Source organism: Rhodanobacter sp. FW106-HT46G03 (genome assembly GCF_058789895.1).
The window spans coordinates 3286593-3302846 of record NZ_JBYTCC010000001.1 but is presented as its reverse complement, the minus strand read 5'-3'; the positions used below and the strand labels follow the sequence as shown (position 1 = coordinate 3302846).

14 protein-coding genes are annotated in these 16254 nt (G+C 66.4%); 6 read left to right on the top strand and 8 right to left on the bottom strand.

All coding sequences use genetic code 11. The features are described from left to right. Positions 1–280 precede the first annotated feature (280 nt). The gene (locus AC3WP6_RS14830) at positions 281–2515 is read right to left on the bottom strand and encodes a DEAD/DEAH box helicase (RefSeq protein WP_492628381.1); all 2235 of its coding nucleotides are present in this window, start codon (positions 2513–2515) and stop codon (positions 281–283) included. A 54-nt stretch (positions 2516–2569) separates the two neighbouring features. Then, positions 2570–3079: a hypothetical protein gene (locus AC3WP6_RS14825; protein WP_492628380.1), complete on the bottom strand. Its 510-nt coding sequence runs from the start codon at positions 3077–3079 to the stop codon at positions 2570–2572. Positions 3080–3121: 42 nt separating this feature from the next. Between AC3WP6_RS14825 and AC3WP6_RS14820 the strand changes: the two genes are divergently transcribed. From AC3WP6_RS14820 to AC3WP6_RS14810, 3 genes are all read left to right on the top strand, one after another. After that, positions 3122–3427: a hypothetical protein gene (locus AC3WP6_RS14820; protein WP_492628379.1), complete on the top strand. Its 306-nt coding sequence runs from the start codon at positions 3122–3124 to the stop codon at positions 3425–3427. A 325-nt stretch (positions 3428–3752) separates the two neighbouring features. After that, positions 3753–5981, top strand: a complete 2229-nt coding sequence (locus tag AC3WP6_RS14815) for an NADP-dependent isocitrate dehydrogenase (RefSeq protein WP_492628378.1) — start codon at positions 3753–3755, stop codon at positions 5979–5981. A 293-nt stretch (positions 5982–6274) separates the two neighbouring features. After that, a complete protein-coding gene (locus AC3WP6_RS14810; protein ID WP_492628377.1) occupies positions 6275–7075 on the top strand; it encodes an undecaprenyl-diphosphate phosphatase in 801 nt (266 codons plus the stop codon). Between the two features lie 27 nt (positions 7076–7102). Here AC3WP6_RS14810 and AC3WP6_RS14805 read toward each other — a convergent pair whose 3' ends face one another. Both AC3WP6_RS14805 and AC3WP6_RS14800 read right to left on the bottom strand, forming a co-directional pair. Next, positions 7103–7420, bottom strand: coding sequence for a BrnA antitoxin family protein (locus AC3WP6_RS14805; protein WP_492628376.1), 318 nt, complete (start codon positions 7418–7420; stop codon positions 7103–7105). Next, on the bottom strand, positions 7344–7619 hold the full coding sequence (locus AC3WP6_RS14800; RefSeq protein ID WP_492628375.1) for a BrnT family toxin: 276 nt from the start codon (positions 7617–7619) through the stop codon (positions 7344–7346). Before AC3WP6_RS14800 ends, AC3WP6_RS14805 begins: the two co-directional genes overlap by 77 nt. Positions 7620–7744: 125 nt before the next feature. Here AC3WP6_RS14800 and pssA point away from each other — a divergent pair, with 125 nt between their 5' ends. Beyond that, positions 7745–9136, top strand: a complete 1392-nt coding sequence (gene pssA / locus AC3WP6_RS14795) for a CDP-diacylglycerol--serine O-phosphatidyltransferase (RefSeq protein ID WP_492628374.1) — start codon at positions 7745–7747, stop codon at positions 9134–9136. Positions 9137–9198: 62 nt separating this feature from the next. On the opposite strand, the gene AC3WP6_RS14790 is transcribed toward pssA, so the two are convergent. Then, complete coding sequence (locus tag AC3WP6_RS14790) at positions 9199–9978, bottom strand: ABC transporter permease (protein ID WP_492628373.1); 780 nt, start codon at positions 9976–9978, stop codon at positions 9199–9201. Then, a complete protein-coding gene (locus AC3WP6_RS14785) occupies positions 9975–10934 on the bottom strand; it encodes an ABC transporter ATP-binding protein (protein WP_492628372.1) in 960 nt (319 codons plus the stop codon). The genes AC3WP6_RS14790 and AC3WP6_RS14785 overlap by 4 nt, the downstream gene beginning before the upstream one ends. Before the next feature lie 93 nt (positions 10935–11027). Between AC3WP6_RS14785 and AC3WP6_RS14780 the strand changes: the two genes are divergently transcribed. Both AC3WP6_RS14780 and AC3WP6_RS14775 read left to right on the top strand, forming a co-directional pair. Further along, positions 11028–11774 carry a ferredoxin--NADP reductase gene (locus tag AC3WP6_RS14780; protein ID WP_492628371.1) on the top strand — a complete coding sequence of 249 codons (747 nt, stop codon included), beginning with the start codon at positions 11028–11030 and terminating at the stop codon, positions 11772–11774. A gap of 254 nt (positions 11775–12028) precedes the next feature. Next, a complete protein-coding gene (locus AC3WP6_RS14775; protein WP_492628370.1) occupies positions 12029–12382 on the top strand; it encodes a hypothetical protein in 354 nt (117 codons plus the stop codon). Between the two features lie 46 nt (positions 12383–12428). On the opposite strand, the gene AC3WP6_RS14770 is transcribed toward AC3WP6_RS14775, so the two are convergent. Then, positions 12429–13508, bottom strand: coding sequence for a fimbrial protein (locus AC3WP6_RS14770; RefSeq protein ID WP_492628369.1), 1080 nt, complete (start codon positions 13506–13508; stop codon positions 12429–12431). Beyond that, positions 13505–16201, bottom strand: coding sequence for a fimbria/pilus outer membrane usher protein (locus tag AC3WP6_RS14765; RefSeq protein ID WP_492628368.1), 2697 nt, complete (start codon positions 16199–16201; stop codon positions 13505–13507). The genes AC3WP6_RS14770 and AC3WP6_RS14765 overlap by 4 nt, the downstream gene beginning before the upstream one ends. Positions 16202–16254 lie beyond the last annotated feature (53 nt).

The window sequence follows — 16254 nt, the reverse complement described above, 5'->3', positions numbered from 1 at the left end:
AAGGCCGTGACGGCGAGTGGATGAATAGAAAGTTTTCGCTGGCGCCCGTGACGGCGGCTTGGGCGCACAGTGGCGCGGCATGTCCGACCGAGGGTCGGCACGTGTGAGATTCGGTTGAACGAGCCTGTCCATGTGCATCCCCTGTAGCTGGTGCAGACCCGTATGACGGGTCCGCCGTTCTTGTTGTGCCACAGGCTGGTCTCATATGTCGAGATTTTGCGCGGTGCCCGCTTGTCGCGTACCGACCTCGAAGCCGAAGCCCGAGCAAAGGCCCAGGGCGTTACTTCCCCCCAAACAACGCCTCCAAATCCCCCTCGTCGAAGCGCAACTTTGCGCTGCTGCCGCCGCCTTCGAGGACGGCGCGGGCGAGGGCGGCTTTGCGGGTTTGCATGGCCTGGATCTTTTCTTCGACGGTGCCGGTGCAGATGAGGCGGTAGACGAAGACGGGTTTGATCTGGCCGATGCGGCGGGCGCGGTCGCTGGCTTGCGCTTCGGCGGCAGGGTTCCACCAGGGGTCGTAGTGGATGACGGTGTCGGCGGCGGTGAGGTTCAAGCCGGTGCCGCCGGCTTTGAGGCTGATGAGAAACAGCGGCACGTCGCCTTGCTGGAAGCGCTTGACCAGGGCGCTGCGCTGCTCGCTCGGGGTATCGCCGGTGAGGGTCTGGTAGCGCAGCTGGCGCTGGTCGAGCGCGGTTTCGATCAGGGCGAGCATCGCGGTGAACTGGGAGAACAGCAGCACGCGGCGGCCGTCGCTGATGAGGCTTTCCAGTAGCTCAAGCAGCGCGTCGAGTTTGGCGCTGGCCTTGACCTTGGCGGCGCTGGGCAGTTTCACCAGGCGTGGGTCACAGCAGGCTTGGCGCAGCTTGAGCAGGGCGTCGATGACGACGATGCCGCTTTGCGCCAGCCCGCGTTCGGCGATGGCCTGTTTCACCCGTTCGTGCTGCGCGGCGCGCAGGGTTTCGTACAGCGCGCGTTGCGCGCCTTCGAGTTCCACCTGCTGCACGATTTCGGTCTTGGCCGGCAGGTCGGTGAGCACGTCGTTCTTGCGCCGGCGCAGCAGCAGCGGCGCGAGCTTGCGGTTGAGGCGCGCGGAGCGCTCGGTGTCGCCGTGTTTTTCGATCGGCGTGCGGTAGTACTTGGCAAACTGCCGTGCGCTGCCGAGCAGACCCGGCTCCACTGCGTCGAACTGCGCCCACAGCTCGCCGAGATGGTTTTCCAGTGGCGTCCCGGTCATGGCGAGGCGGCGCGTGGCGTGCAGTTTGCGCACTGCCTTGGCGGTGACGCTGGCGGCGTTCTTGATCGCCTGCGCCTCATCCAGCACCAGCAGCGCAAAGTGCGCTTTGGTCAGCGCGTTCTCGTCGCGCGGCAGCAGCGGGTAGGTGGTGATGACCACGTCGTGGCTGTCGATTTGCGCAAAGCGCGTGGCGCGGTCGGCGCCGTGCAGCACCAGCACCTTGAGGCCTGGCGCAAAGCGCGCGGTTTCCGCCTGCCAGTTGCCGACCAGCGTGGTGGGCGCCACCACCAGCACCGGGCCGGCGAGCTCGCCGTGTTCTTTTGCGCCCACGATGTGCGCCAGCACCTGCACGGTTTTGCCCAGGCCCATGTCGTCGGCCAGGATGCCGCCCAGGCCGGCGGCGCCGAGAAAATCGAGCCACGCGAGGCCGTCTTTCTGGTACGGCCGCAGGCTGGCCTTGAGCCCTTTGGGCAGCGGGTTCGGCCGGCGCTGGCGTAGTTCGGCCAGCCGCGCGCGTAGCGCTTCGCCGCCGTGCCACGGCAGGCCGCTGGATTCCAGCGCGGCAATGTCGCTGCCGTGCACGCGCGGCTTGCCGTGCGGCTCGGTGCTGAGCCATTCCAGCAGGGGTTCGATCAGCGCGCGCAATGACGCCAACGGAATCTCGGTGTGGCGCTCGGCGTCGATGCGCACCGGCCAGGTGGCATTTTCGGCTTCGCGTTTTTTCGGCGCGAGCGGAAATGCGGGATCGGCGATGAGCTGGCGCAGCAGCGGTATCAGGTCGATCCGTTTGCCTTCGATATCGATGCCCAGCGCCACGTCGAACCAGGCGTTGCCGTCGGGCTCCAGCTCGGCGTGCCAGGCGTCGATGGCAACTTGCCGCTCGCGCGGAAAGCCGTCAGCGTAGTCGAGTTGGAAGCCGGTCTGCGTCAGTTGCCGGGCAAGCGGCGCCCAGGCCTCCGGCGGCAAGGCACGCTTGCCCTTGGTAGAGGCGAGCCGGTGCGAGCGGTCGGACTGTTCCATGGACAGGAACAACCCATAGCCAAATTGCTCCCGCGGTTGCAGGCCGAGCGCGAGCAGAAGCTGCCGCCATTGTCGTTCGGCCACCTCGTCGCGCTGGATTTCAATGGCGTGGCCGCCCTCGACGCGGGCGAGCGTCGTGCCGCGCTCGCCCGCGCGAACCGCGTGGCCGGCGTAGCGATAGCCGAGCGTGGCCATGCCGATCCGCTGCTGGTGGCCGTGCGTGTCGACGGCGTTGCCCACCCACAGGTGCAGGTAACCCACCGGCTGTTCGCGGATGACGATGGCCGGGCCGCGGTCGATCGGTGCCGGCAGCGCCTACGCGTGCGGCGAAGCCGCCAACCGCTGGGCAACGGCGGCAACCTGCGTGGGCCCGAGTGCCGGGGCATCGGCCAGGTGTCTGTACAGACGCGCGTCGCCGGTCGCGCGGCCATATTCGCCAGCCTGCATATCGACGTACCACAGGCTCGCGCCGCACAGCAGTTGCGCCTGCGGGCGATCGAGGCGGAATTCCGGGTGCTGGCTGCCATCGGCCGCTTCCACCCAGGTGATTTGCGCGGACCGGTCGGAGCCGCGCCTGAGCGGCTGGCTGCCGCGCTCGAACCACACCGGGTAGCGTGCGCACAGATGCTCCAGCGCGCGCTCGGCGTGGACGGCGCGCACCGCCGGCCACACGGCGTTGCCGTATCGCTCCCACGACGAGGTCAGCAGCAGGGCCGGTGCGGCGGCGTCTTCCTCTGGCCAGCCATCGGCTGGCATCGGTGTCGCGACACGCGTATTGTCCTGCAGCACCGGCTGTGGATCGACCAGGGTGCCGGCGCTCGCCACGCTGCGCGAAGGGCGCAGCCAGGCGGGCAGCGCCAGCAGTTGATGCTGGTAGGTACCGACGCGCAGCAGGATGCCGAACTGGCGCCCGGGCTCGGCGCAGACGGCGTGGGCAGCGTCGTTCGCGTCGAGCCTGGCCAGCCATGCGTCCCACGCGGCCAGCGCCTGCTGCGCCGCCTCGGCGCGCTGGCGCCCGAGTCGCGCCGGTTGGCGCTCCGCTTTTGCCGCCGCCCCATTGCGTGGAACAGCGTGGCGGCGGCATGTTTGCAGTCCAGTTCAACCGGGCACTCGCACTGGGTTTCCAGCCTGAGCCAGTCGCGGGTGCGGCGCACGGAAAGGGTGACGTGGTAGGGCTCCTTGCCGCTGCCGGCCACCGTGCCATAGACCGCGCAGAGGTTGTCATCGAGCTCCATGACGTCGAGCTCCCGCACCTGGCCGCGGCGCGCGTAGTCGCGGCCGCGCTGCAGTGTGCGGTCATTGAAGGTCGACTGCCACTCGCACGTGGTCAGCCACTGGCGCAAGTCCTCGAGGTTCATGGTTGGTCGGTGTCTGCAGCCCAACAGTCTGGCATATCGCGGGCGCCCGGCATTGGTACGAATGGCGATTTGCGCGCCCTGGGGAAACCGCGACAATGGTGCGTTGCGATTCCGTCCGTCTTCCGAGAGCCAGGCCAACCATGTCCGATACGCCGAAGATCATCTACACCCTTACCGACGAGGCGCCGTTCCTCGCCACCGCATCGCTGCTGCCGATCGTCAAGGCGTATACGGCCACCGCCGGCATTGCGGTGGAAACGCGCGATATTTCGCTTGCCGGGCGTCTGCTGGCGCAGTTTCCCCAGCAGCTGAAACCCGAGCAGCGCGTGGGCGATCACTTGGCCGAACTGGGCCAGCTTGCGCTCACGCCGCAGGCCAACATCATCAAGCTGCCCAACATCAGCGCCTCGTTGCCGCAGCTCAAGGCCGCCATCAAGGAGCTGCAAACCCAGGGCTACGCGCTGCCGGATTACCCGGATGCACCCGCGAACGACGCGGAGCGCACGACCAAGGCGCGCTACGACAAGATCAAGGGCAGTGCGGTGAACCCGGTGCTGCGCGAGGGCAACTCCGACCGCCGTGCGCCGCTATCCGTGAAGAACTACGCGCGCAAGCATCCGCACAAGATGGGCGCGTGGAGCGCCAGCTCGAAGACCCACGTTGCCGCGATGGACGGCCACGACTTCTACGCCAACGAAAAATCGGTGGTGCTGGATGCGCCCACCACGGTCAGGATCGAATGGTTCGGCAAGGACGGCACGAGCAAGGTGCTGAAGGACGGCCTCGCGCTCGAAGCCGGCGAAATCCTCGACGGCACGTTCATGAGCCGCAAGGCGCTGGCGGCATTCATTGATGCGCAGATCGCCGACGCCAAGGCGCAGGGCGTGCTGTTTTCGGTGCATTTCAAGGCCACCATGATGAAGGTCTCCGACCCGATCATGTTTGGCGTCGCGGTGAGCGAGTTCTACAAAGACGTGCTGGTGAAGCACGCCGAGGTGCTGAAGCAGGCCGGCTTCAACCCCAACAACGGCATCGGCGACCTCTACGCCAAGCTCGCCACGCTGCCGGCTTCCAAGCAGGCCGAAATCACCGCCGACATGGCCGCCGAGTACGCCAAGCGCCCGGCCATCGCCATGGTCAACTCCGACAAGGGCATCACCAACCTGCACGTGCCGAGCGACGTCATCATCGACGCCTCGATGCCGGCGATGATCCGCGACTCCGGCAAGATGTGGAACGCCAAGGGCGAGCACCAGGACTGCAAGGCGGTCATCCCCGATCGCAGCTACGCCGGTGTCTACGCCGTCACCATCGAGGATTGCAAGGCGCACGGCGCGTTCGACCCGGCCACCATGGGCAGCGTGCCCAACGTCGGCCTGATGGCGGCAAAGGCCGAGGAATACGGCAGCCACGACAAGACCTTCCAGATCGGCGGCGATGGCGCGGTCAAGGTGATCGACGCCACTGGCAAGGTGCTGCTCGAGCATGCAGTGGAAGCCGGCGACATCTGGCGCGCCTGCCAGACCAAGGACGCCCCGGTGGCCGACTGGGTGAAGCTCGCCGTGAGCCGCGCGCGTCTTTCCAACACGCCCGCCGTGTTCTGGCTGGACCCGCAGCGCGCGCACGACCGCGCCGTGCAGGCCAAGGTCGAGCGTTATCTGAAGGATCACGACACCAAGGGGCTGGACATCCGCATCCTCGATCCGGTGGCCGCGACCAAGCTCTCGCTGGAGCGCATCCGCAAGGGCCAGGACACGATCTCGGTCACCGGCAACGTGCTGCGCGATTACCTGACCGACCTGTTCCCGATCATGGAGCTCGGCACCTCCGCCAAGATGCTCTCCATCGTGCCGCTGATGGCGGGCGGCGGCCTGTTCGAGACCGGCGCCGGCGGCAGCGCGCCCAAGCACGTGCAGCAATTCCTCGAAGAGGATTACCTGCGCTGGGATTCGCTCGGCGAATTCCTCGCCCTCGCCGCCTCGCTCGAACACCTCGGTGAGCACTACCAGAACCCGCGTGCGACCGTGCTGGCGAAGGCACTGGACGCCGCCAACGGCAAGGTGCTCGACAACAACAAATCCCCTGCCCGCAAGATCGGCCAGCTCGACAACCGCGGCAGCCACTACTACCTGGCCCTGTACTGGGCGCAGGCATTGGCCGCGCAGCACGACGACGCCGACCTCGCTGCAAAGTTTGCCCCGCTGGCCAAGACGCTGGCCGACAACGAGGCCAAGATCGTTGGCGAGCTCAACGGCGTGCAGGGCAAGAGCGTCGACATCAAGGGGTATTACCACCCGGACATGGCGCTGGTCAGTGCCGCGATGCGGCCGAGTGCCACCTTCAATCAGGTGGTGGCAGGGTTGAAGTAGGGCGGGTTATCGCACGTTGGTATGGAACAAAGCGGGGCGCCTTGGGGCGCCCCGCTTTGTTCCACCGCCTTTCGCCCGCGTCGCGCGGAACGGGTCACGCGCACTTTGCGATTGCCACTCGCGAGTGTGTGGGCAGTTGAAAGATGAACCTGGTTTTTTCAGCTACGCCACGGAAACCGATGGTCGCGGTTCGAATCTGCGTGAAGTCGCCCATCGTGGTCGCGGCAGGACGGATCGCGCCAACGCACCCCGTCGTGGTTTAGGATGCGGCGTCCCGCCACCACCGGCTCCCCATGCCTGATCTCATCAATGTCATCCTGCTCGGCGTCATTGAGGGCATCACCGAGTTTCTGCCGATCTCGAGTACCGGGCACCTGCTGATTGCGGAGCGCTGGCTGGGGCACCGTTCCGACCTGTTCAACATCGGCATCCAGGCTGGCGCGATCCTCGCCATCACGTTGATCTACTGGCAGCAGATCTGGCAATTGCTGACCGGCTGGAAAGACCCGCAAACCCGCGCCTACCTGCTGAAGTTGGTGGGCGCGTTCGTCATCACTTCCGCGCTGGGGGTGGTCGCGCTCAAACTCGGCTTCAAACTTCCGACCTCGATCACGCCGGTAGCCTGGGCGCTGGTCATCGGCGGCGTGTGGATGATCGCGGCCGAAAAGCTCGCCGAACGGCGGCCGGAATCGACCCGGGTGACGTGGACGGTGGCGATCCTGGTCGGCATCGCGCAGATCGTCGCCGGCATCTTTCCCGGCACGTCGCGTTCCGCCAGCACCATCTTTGCCGCCATGCTGTTCGGCACCAACAACCGTTCCGCCGCCACCCAGTTCGCGTTTCTGGTCGGCATCCCCACCATGTTTGCCGCCACCGCCGTTGAGCTTCTGAAGATTTTCACCAGCGGCGGTGTGGCCCAGGTGGACTGGACCGGCTTTGGCGTCGGCTTCCTGACCTCGATGGTCGTGGCCTTCATTGCCGTGAAATGGCTGCTGCGCTACATCCGCACCCACCGCTTCACCGTGTTCGCCGTCTATCGCATCGCGTTGGGCGCCATCCTGCTGGTGCTGCCGCTGCTGGCGACTTCGCACTAAGCGAATCCAGGACAGGGCCAGGTTCACCTATCGAACCGCTGACGCGTCCCGAAACGCGCGAAGCACGGCGTTGATGCGGGTCTGGTAGCCCGGCCCTTGTGCCTTGAACCATTCGATGACGTCCTCGTCGACCCGCAGGGAGACGGCGGTCTTGGTCGCCCTTGGCTGCAGACCGTGACGCACCAAGCTGCGGACGATGTGCCGGATGTCTGCCTCAGGGTGTTCGGGGACGGGCTTGCCCGGTGCCTCGGCCTGAAGCTTGGCCCAATCAGTTTTGGACTTGCGCGAAGTAGAGGTGTGCTTCGCGTTGCGTGGCTTTGCGGAACGAGATGATGCGGATTTCATATGGGGTCTCGGTGTGGACGATGGATACGGGGATACCCGCGAGCAAGCCCAAGGTGACGAAGCGCTGCTCGCCGTATGCGAAGCGGTCATCTTCATAGGTGAACGTCAGACCTTCGAACACGCGCGGTGCGTCGGCAAAGTCGAGCCCGTGTGTTTTCAGGTTCGTGGTGCATTCGGCTTTTGACCAAGTGAACGCCATGACGTTTCGTATATACAGCGTATCGTGCAGTCAAGTGGTTGACGCATGCACCCATCACTCGGGCGCACCGGCAACACGCGTGCCCGGTAGGCAACCCCGGTCCCCTTTTGCGATCATGCGTCCCCATGAACAGTCTGTTGAGTGCGCCGGGGCGGTTGGCCCGGCGGTGGTTGCCGCGCCGGCGCGGTGCGGCGCGGTTGGCGGCGCTGCCGGGGTTTGCGCTGCCGGCGGGTGCGATCACGGCCTTGCCCGATCCAGCGGCGATGCGCCAAACCCTGCTGTCGATGATTGCCGCCGCGCAGCGGCGCATCGTGATCGTGGCGCTATACCTGCAGGACGACGACGGCGGGCGCGAGGTGCTGGAGGCGTTGTACGCGGCCAAGGCGCGGCGACCGGGGCTGGCCATCTCGGTGTACGTCGACTGGCACCGCGCACGGCGCGGGTTGATCGGTGACAAGCGCGCCGAGGGCAACGCCGGGATGTACCGCGAGTACGCGCAGCGGCTGGGCGATGGCGTGGTGATCCGCGGCGTGCCGGTGCAGAGCCGCGAGCTGCTCGGCGTGCTGCATTTGAAAGGCTGGGTGATCGACGACGCGGTGCTCTACACCGGCGCCAGCTTGAACGATGTGTACCTGGCCCGCCATGGGCGTTACCGGCTCGACCGCTACCACCTGCTGCGCGATCGTGCCTTGGCCGATGCGCTGGCCGCCTTTGCCGCCGAGCATTTTGCCGACAGCGCGGCGGTGACCCGGTTCGGTACCGATGCCATGCCGACCACGCGCAGCCTGCTGGGTGCGATCCGTGATTTGCGCCAGGGCCTGCAGGGCGCGAACTACACGGCACCCGATACGGCGCCGCGCGCCGGCGAGGTGGTGGTGACGCCGCTGGTCGGGCTCGGCCGGCATGACAATGCGTTGAACGCCGTGGTGCTGGATCTCATCGCCTCGGCACGCGAGCGGGTGGTGCTGCTGACGCCGTATTTCAATCTGCCGCGCCCGGTGCGCGCCGCGGTGGGGCATGCGCTGCGGCGCGGCTGCCGGATCGACATCATGGTCGGCGACAAGACCGCGAACGATTTCTACATCCCGCCGGAGCGGCCGTTCACCACCATCGGCGTGCTGCCGTACCTGTACGAAAACAATCTGCGCCGCTTTGCGCGCGCGCATGCGCGCCAGATCGCCAGCGAGCAGTTGAACCTGTGGCTGTGGCGCGACGGCGACAACACCTACCACCTGAAGGGTGTGCTGGTGGACGACCACGCGGCGCTCATCACCGGGCACAACCTGAATCCGCGCGCGTGGGCGCTCGATCTTGAAAACGGCCTGTTGTTGCGCGACCCGGAGCATCGCCTGCACGCCATGCACGAGGCGGAATGGATTGCGCTGCGCCGGCATGCGACGCGGATCACCGACTACCGCGCGCTGCAAAGCCAGCGCCAGTACCCGCCGGAAGTGCGCAAGCTGCTGCGCCGCATGAGCCGCGTGCGGTTGGACCGGCTGGTCAACTGGCTGTTGTGAACGCGACCGTGCACGTGATGGCACGGGCTATCGGGAAGTGAACCTGACCCCGCTTGTGGGGCCTACGACCGCAGCCCGATGCCGCGCTTGAGCACCCACAGCGAGAAGCCGCCGAGCAGCACGACAAAGCCGATCATCACCACGAATGACCACGCCACGTTGAAGTCGCTGATGCCGAGCACGCCGTAGCGGAACGCGTTGACCATGTACAGGATCGGGTTGGCCTTGGACAGCGTGCGCCACGGCTCGCCGAGCATGTTGATCGAGTAGAACACACCGCCCAGATAGGTGAGCGGGGTAAGGATGAAAGTGGGCACCAGCGCGATGTCGTCGAACTTTTTCGCGAAAACCGCGTTGATGAAACCGGCGAGCGAAAAGATCACCGCGCCAAGCACGACCGAGGCGGCGGTGATCAGCGGATGCTGGATGTCGAGCGAGGTGAAGAACAGCGCGATGCCGAGCACGATCACGCCGACCGCCAGCCCGCGCACGGTGGCGCCGAGCACATAGCCGGTGAGCATCACCCAGGCGGGCATCGGCGACACCAGCATCTCTTCCACGTAGCGGCCGAACTTGGCGCCAAAAAACGAGCTGGTGATGTTGCCGTAGCTGTTGGTGATGATCGCCATCATCACCAGGCCCGGCACGATGAACTGCATGTAGGTGAAGTGGCCGGAGATCGAGCCGATGCGGCTGCCGATCAGGGTGCCGAAGATGACGAAATACAGCGTCATCGTGATGGCAGGCGGGATCAGCGTCTGCGTCCAGATGCGCAGGATGCGCATGATTTCGCGGTGCACGACGGTCTTGAGCGCAATCAGGTTGGCCGATGACTGGCTCATGCGCCGGCCTCCACCGTGGCACGCGGGGCGTCGTCGCGCCCGTGCTCCACCACGCGCACGAACAGCTCCTCCAGCCGGTTGGTCTTGTTGCGCATGGAGATGACGGTGATGCCGTGCGCGGAGAGCGCGGCAAACAGGGCATTGATGTTTTGCGTGCGGGGCAGAGTGACCTCCAGCCGGCGCTCGTCCCTGCGGCGCAGGGTGCAGCCGTCGATCGCGGGCAGCGTGGCCACCGGCGCGGCGATGTCGAGCACGAAGGTTTCGATGTCGAGCTTCGCCGGCAGGCTGCGCATCGAGGTGTTTTCCACGATGGTGCCGTGGTCGATGATGGCGATGTTGCGGCAGAGCTGCTCGGCCTCCTCCAGGTAATGCGTGGTGAGAATGACCGTGGTGCCGGCGGCGTTGATGCCGTCGATGAACTGCCACATCGAGCGGCGGATCTCGATGTCGACGCCCGCGGTGGGCTCGTCGAGGATCAATAGCTTGGGCTCGTTCATCATCGCCCGCGCGATCATCAGCCGCCGCTTCATGCCGCCCGACAGCCGGCGCGCCTGCTCGTGGGCCTTGTCCGACAGGCTCATCGTGGCGAGGTATTTTTCGGCGCGTTCGATGGCAACCGCGCGCGGAATGCCGTAGAACCCGGCCTCGTTCACGCAGATGTCGAACGGCTTCTCGAACTGGTTGAAGTTGAGCTCCTGCGGCACCAGTCCGATCAGCCGCATCGCCGCGTTGCGCTGCTTGCGCACCGACACGCCGAAAATCTGCGCATCGCCGCCGGAGGCGTTGACCAGCGAGGACAGGATGCCGATCAAGGTGGATTTGCCGGCGCCATTCGGCCCCAGGAGCGCGAAGAAATCGCCCTGCTCCACGCTAAAGCTGACGCCCTTGAGCGCTTCGACGCCGCCCTCGTAGGTCTTGCGCAAATTGTCGACGACGAGGGCGGGAACCGGGCTCATGGCTGCATGTCAGGAAACAAGCCGCTTATTATAGCCAGTCAACCCCACGCGGCCGGCTCCACCGGACGCACGCATCGTTTCCCGGAACCACCCATGGCCGAAACCTTTCAGCTACGCCTCGTCGACAGCCGCATGCTGGCGCCGAGCGTGCGTCACCTTGCGTTCGAGCGAGCCGATGGCGCGCCGCTGGCGTTCAAGCCGGGGCAGTTCCTGCAGGTGCATTTTGCCTACCCGGATGGCGCGCCGGCCAAGCGCAGTTACTCGATCGCCAGCGTAGGCGACGGCAGCGCGCCGGTGGCGCGCGTCGAGCTGGTGGTGAGCTATGTCAATGGCGGTGCGGCGACCAAGCTGTTTGCCGAGCTGGAAACCGGCAGCGTGATCGACGCCAGCGGCCCCAACGGGCGCTTTTGCCTGCTGCCGAACGACGCACAGCCGCGTTATCTCCTGATCGCCACCGGTACCGGCATTGCGCCCTACCGCGCGATGCTGCCGCAGCTCGACCGCATTCTCGCCGACGCCAACCGCGAAGCCGTGCTGCTGTACGGCGCGCGCAACGAGGCGGAGCTGCTCTATGCCGACGAGTTCGAAGCCTTCGCCGCCAGCCACTCGAACTTCCATTTCCATGCCTGCCTGAGCCGCGCCCCGCGCGCCGTGCCGCATCCCGGCGACCACGCCGGCCACGTGCAGGATCTGCTCGCCGAACTGCAACCCAGTGCCGAGCGGGATATCGCCTACCTGTGCGGCAACCCCGCCATGGTCGATGCCGCGTATGCCGCGCTCAAGGCATACGGCCTGCCGATCGGCCAGGTCCGTCGCGAAAAGTACGTCAGCTCGCGCTGAGCATGGCCGCGGCGGCCGTGTGATCGCGTCGGGGCGGTACAGATTGTTGCCGCCTCGTCGATAAACCCGCCACGCGCGCAGACACCGTATTCACTCCCAGTTCGCTAAACGACAGGCAGAAGCCAGGCGCGGCCAAAGCGTGATGGACTTCTCACTTCGGGAAGGGAGGCGGACGCATACCGTCAAGTCATTGGGGAAGGTGTCGACAGCTCTCATAGGACACGCAGTTTCTCGCGTGCCGAGCGAGGTGGATCGTGCGCACCCGGTATCGCTGGATAATTGTTTCGCTCATGGCGCTGGCAACGTCGAGCGCGTGGGCGGCGAGCAGCGGGCGGATCAGTTTCAGCGGTGCCGTCCTGGTGCCGACTTGTGTGGCACAAGCCGAGACTGCGGCGCTGGCGATGGGCAACCCGCGGACCGGTCACCTCTATGCCTGTGGTGGCCAGTCCCGAGGGTACGGCGTCGTCGATACCCCGGTTTATGTGTTCTCGATGCAGCGCATGGACAATGTGGCTGCCGCGGGTAGCCCGTTGCTGCAGTACTTCGTCGGCTATCGCGTCGCCGCGCACGCTACCACCACGCAGATGGTGACCCGGACCTACGAATAGAAGCGCGGTTTGGGCTCGCGCCGATGCGCCGGAACCTGCCGTGGGCCTATTGATAGGTCAGTGTATAGGTGGCGGTGGCACTGACCTGGCCGGCTGTCACGCCGCGATTGGAGGTTTGGTAATAGCGCGCAAAAAAGGGCAGGTTCATGGTGCCTGTCTGGGTGGCGCCCTCGGAGATTGCGGTACCGAATTTGACGGGAGTGGCGCCGTCCGATTGAAGGATCTGCACGCCCGCGTTCGTCGCGTATCCCGCGCCTGCGGTGTTGTTGATCACGCCGAGCGTGTTGCTGTAAGCGCTGGTTGTGCTCAAGGTGATGCGGAGGTTGGCGCCGGCGACGCAGTTCAGTTGCACCTGGAAGGGCAGCTGGCCTGCGGTGGTGCCCTTGCGGGCAAAAGCGGTGGCGGGCACCGGGGGCAACGTCACCACGGTGGGGTCGACAGCCGCCGTGCAGGTGGGGATGACGAAGGTGATGTTGGTGATGTTGAAGATCTCGACAGGATTGCTGCTGCCGAACATGTCCACGTTCCACTGCGCGAGCTGTCCGGCCGGTATCACCATTTGCTGCGTGCTGCCTTGCTGACCCTGGGGAATGGTGCCTGTCACCACCAGCTGCAAGGCAGAGGCCACGCTGAACCGAATCCTTCCCGTCGGCACGGATGCATTGTTCGGGTAGGCCGACAAGAGATTGGATGAATCCGGGTGCAGGATCCGGAAGGACAACCACGGAAGATTGGTGGGAAAGAGGGCTTGATCGCCACCCGTCGGCGGGCCGTAATTGCTCACGATGCCATTGTTGGTGGCGCCCGAGCAGTCGAGGACGGGGTAGTTCGCAGGGGTGGCTTGCGCCGACGTCCACAGGACGGTGCCTATGCCGGCACCGGTGTTCGACAGTACGATCTTGCCGCCGGGCGGAGTGAACGTCACGGTGCCCGGATTGTTGGTGTAAGAACAATCGGCGTGGGCGCGGCCGGACAAGGCCAGCGCAACCAAGGCCAGCAGCGCCAGCAACCATGGCCCACGAGCCGCGCGTTCCGTCCGGACAGTGGCGGTCGCGAACCGTGGTCCTCCCGCGAGGCGGGATACATGGTGCAGAGCCGACGCGCCGATGGTTGCACTGAAGGTCATGTTCCACCTTTCTCCTGCGGTTGTGTCGCGGCATTGCCCGCGACGCACGTGGCCTGGATCTGCCGGTACACCGCCTCGGGCTTGCCGGTCCTGGGCAGGGCGTATTGGAATGCGCAGGCATGCGCCGCGCCTTGCTCGTCGTCCCACTGCACGTTGAGCTTGCCGCTCGCGCCGACGCCGCGCAGCAGCGACAGGCCAGCCTGCCCGACGACGCCCAGCGGTTCGTTTTGAGCGTTGAACACCTGCGCGCCGAAGGGCGCAGGCTGGCCGTCGGGCATGCGGATGAGCGCAACCAGCGCCCGACCGGCCTTGCTCTTGAAGTCCACCATCACCACGGCGCCGGCATACGGTGCCACCTGCGCGCTGGTGGCATCCATCTGCACACCCAGCGGCAGCCCCTGCGGGTCGATCCGGATGGTGTCGAGCTGGTATGGGGCCAGGTACGGCACCAGCGCGTAGCCGGAGCGGCCCACGCTCAGGCCCGGTGCGCTGAGGATGTGCGCGCCCGCGGCGCCTGGTGCATGCACGATGGCGACCGTGTCGCCGGTCGACTGGCCGAAGGTGATGCCGCCCGCGTGCGCGACCACCGCGCCGCTGGCGCCGAAGGATGCCTGCGAGTAGCCGCTGCCGTTGCCGACGCTGGCGTTGAATGTGGCATAGGGGCTGTTGTAGCCGCCGTTCGCGCTGTAAGCGTTGCCGATGCCGTTGCCGCCATGCGAGGCGGTGGCGCCATAGTTGAACTGGCTCCACTGGCCCAGCGTGCCGTTGATGGTGGCCTGTTCCTGCGTGCTGTTGCCGGTGCCGTGGTCGAGGTTGAACGACATGCTCGGTGCATGCGGCGTGTTGCCCAGTGGCAGGCTGGCGTTGAAGGCGACCTGGTTGTCGTAGCCGCCGAGCGCCGTGCGCCCGCGACTGACGGAAACCCCGTAGGTCAGGCGCCCGACGTGGCTGTTGTAGCCGACCTGGAACTGCGTGTCGCTGCCGTCGCGGTTCCAGTAGTCGTTGATCGAGGCGTTGGCGTACAGCGAGCCGCCGTTGCGCCCCAGTTGCTGGTTGAGCGTCAGGGTGAAGCGGTTGCGCTGCTGCACCAGGCCGCGCGCGGTGTAGGGGCGGTTGTTGTAGAGGCTGCCGCTCAGCGCCGCGAGCTGGGCCGGGGTGAGCAGGCTCTGTGCTGGCAGGCCGTCGATGGTCTGCACGCTGGACGGCTGGTATTGCAGGGCGTTCATGCCGCGCCTGGCGTAGTCGCGTGCGGCCTCGGCGTCGCCCAGGCTCAGGAAGCCGCCGGTGGAGTAGCGGTCGGCGGCGACGCTCAGCGAGGTTTCGGTTTCCGGGATGATCTTGCTGTAGGTCACGCGGAAGCTCTGGCCGTCGTAGCTGCCATGGCCGGGGATGCTCGTGTGGGCCTGGGTGATGTCCAGCGCCAGCGCGCCGAAACGCGTGTTGAACGCGCTGCCGACCAGCGCCGCCGCGTAGCCTTCCGAACCCTGCACGCCCGCGTAGCCGGTGAGGCGGTTGCCGAAGCCGTGCTGCACCGCGGCCTGGACCACATTGGAGTTGTCCCGCAGCACCGTGTCGCGCAGTTGGCCGGCGGCGATGTCGAAGCGGGTGACGCCGGGGCGCATCAGCTGTGCCACTGCGGCATACGGCACGGTATAGCTGCGCTGGCGGCCGTCGGCCTCGGTCACGGTCACGACCAGGTTGCCGCCGTACCCGGTGGGGTAGAGGTCATCGATGACGAACGGACCGGGTGCGACCGTGGTCTGGTAGATCTGCACGCCGTTCTGGGTCACCACGACCTTGGCGTTGGTATAGGCCGTGCCGCGGACCACGGGCGCGTAACCGCGCAGCGACTGCGGCAGCATGCGGTCGTCGGTGCCCAGCTGCACGCCGCGGATGCCATAGCTGTCGAACACCGCGCCGTCGGTGTAGCTGTCGCCCAGGCTCAGCACGGCGCCCAACTTCGGCAGCGCGCGCTGTACATAGGCATTGATGTTGTGCCAGTGATGCTGGCTTGGTTGGCCGACGACGCCCGACTGCCAGGTGGCGGTGCTGTTCTGCCGGAACTGCCAGCGGCCGATATTGAAGCCGGAACGCAAGCCCAGATAGGTGCTGGTCTGGTTCTGTCCGCGGTTGCTGGTGTGGTAGCTGTTGAGGTTGTAGTTGAGCAGGAACGCGGGCACGCCGGCATCCCAGGAGGCCGGGTTGACCCAGCCGCGCGGCCGCAGGTGCATGTACGCTTGCGGCACGGTAGCGTCCATGCGCAAGTCGGGCATGTCGAAGGACAACGTGGCGCCGGGGATCAGGTCGCCCAGGACCACGCAGTCTGACGGGGACGACAGTTTCGCGGCTGCCGCAGCATCGGCTTTCGCCGGCGCCAGGCCCATGCGGTCGAGCAGTTCGGTGCTGGCGCAGGGCAGGGCATTGGCATCGACCGATGGTGCGGCGAAGCGCACGTCCAGGCGGCCCACCCAGCTGCCGTTGAGGTAGACGTCGAGGTTGTAGATGCCGGGCAGCACGGGGTTGCCGTGCTCGAAGCGCGAGAGATCGGCAGTGCCGTGCCCGGCCCCGGCCAGCATGCTGCGGTCGAAATTGGCGTAGCCGCCACCGGCGGCGTCAACGGCGGATGATGCACCTGCGTCGGCGGTCGCCGCCCATGCGGGGTACGGCCACCCCATGGCGGTGGCCAACGCCATGCCGCATGCCAGAGCGAGCGCTGTACGGCGCCCGCTTAACTGGCGAAGCATGG

What these genes read in the sequence shown, in the direction of transcription:
- AC3WP6_RS14820 (WP_492628379.1), top strand. Translation starts at nt 3,122, where the DNA reads ATGCTGGTAGGTACCGACGCGCAGCAGGATGCCGAACTGGCGCCCGGG.
- AC3WP6_RS14815 (WP_492628378.1), top strand. Translation starts at nt 3,753, where the DNA reads ATGTCCGATACGCCGAAGATCATCTACACCCTTACCGACGAGGCGCCG.
- AC3WP6_RS14810 (WP_492628377.1), top strand. Translation starts at nt 6,275, where the DNA reads ATGCCTGATCTCATCAATGTCATCCTGCTCGGCGTCATTGAGGGCATC.
- AC3WP6_RS14805 (WP_492628376.1), bottom strand. Translation starts at nt 7,420, where the DNA reads ATGAAATCCGCATCATCTCGTTCCGCAAAGCCACGCAACGCGAAGCAC.
- AC3WP6_RS14800 (WP_492628375.1), bottom strand. Translation starts at nt 7,619, where the DNA reads ATGGCGTTCACTTGGTCAAAAGCCGAATGCACCACGAACCTGAAAACA.
- pssA (WP_492628374.1), top strand. Translation starts at nt 7,745, where the DNA reads ATGAACAGTCTGTTGAGTGCGCCGGGGCGGTTGGCCCGGCGGTGGTTG.
- AC3WP6_RS14790 (WP_492628373.1), bottom strand. Translation starts at nt 9,978, where the DNA reads ATGAGCCAGTCATCGGCCAACCTGATTGCGCTCAAGACCGTCGTGCAC.
- AC3WP6_RS14785 (WP_492628372.1), bottom strand. Translation starts at nt 10,934, where the DNA reads ATGAGCCCGGTTCCCGCCCTCGTCGTCGACAATTTGCGCAAGACCTAC.
- AC3WP6_RS14780 (WP_492628371.1), top strand. Translation starts at nt 11,028, where the DNA reads ATGGCCGAAACCTTTCAGCTACGCCTCGTCGACAGCCGCATGCTGGCG.
- AC3WP6_RS14770 (WP_492628369.1), bottom strand. Translation starts at nt 13,508, where the DNA reads ATGACCTTCAGTGCAACCATCGGCGCGTCGGCTCTGCACCATGTATCC.
- AC3WP6_RS14765 (WP_492628368.1), bottom strand. Translation starts at nt 16,201, where the DNA reads ATGGCGTTGGCCACCGCCATGGGGTGGCCGTACCCCGCATGGGCGGCG.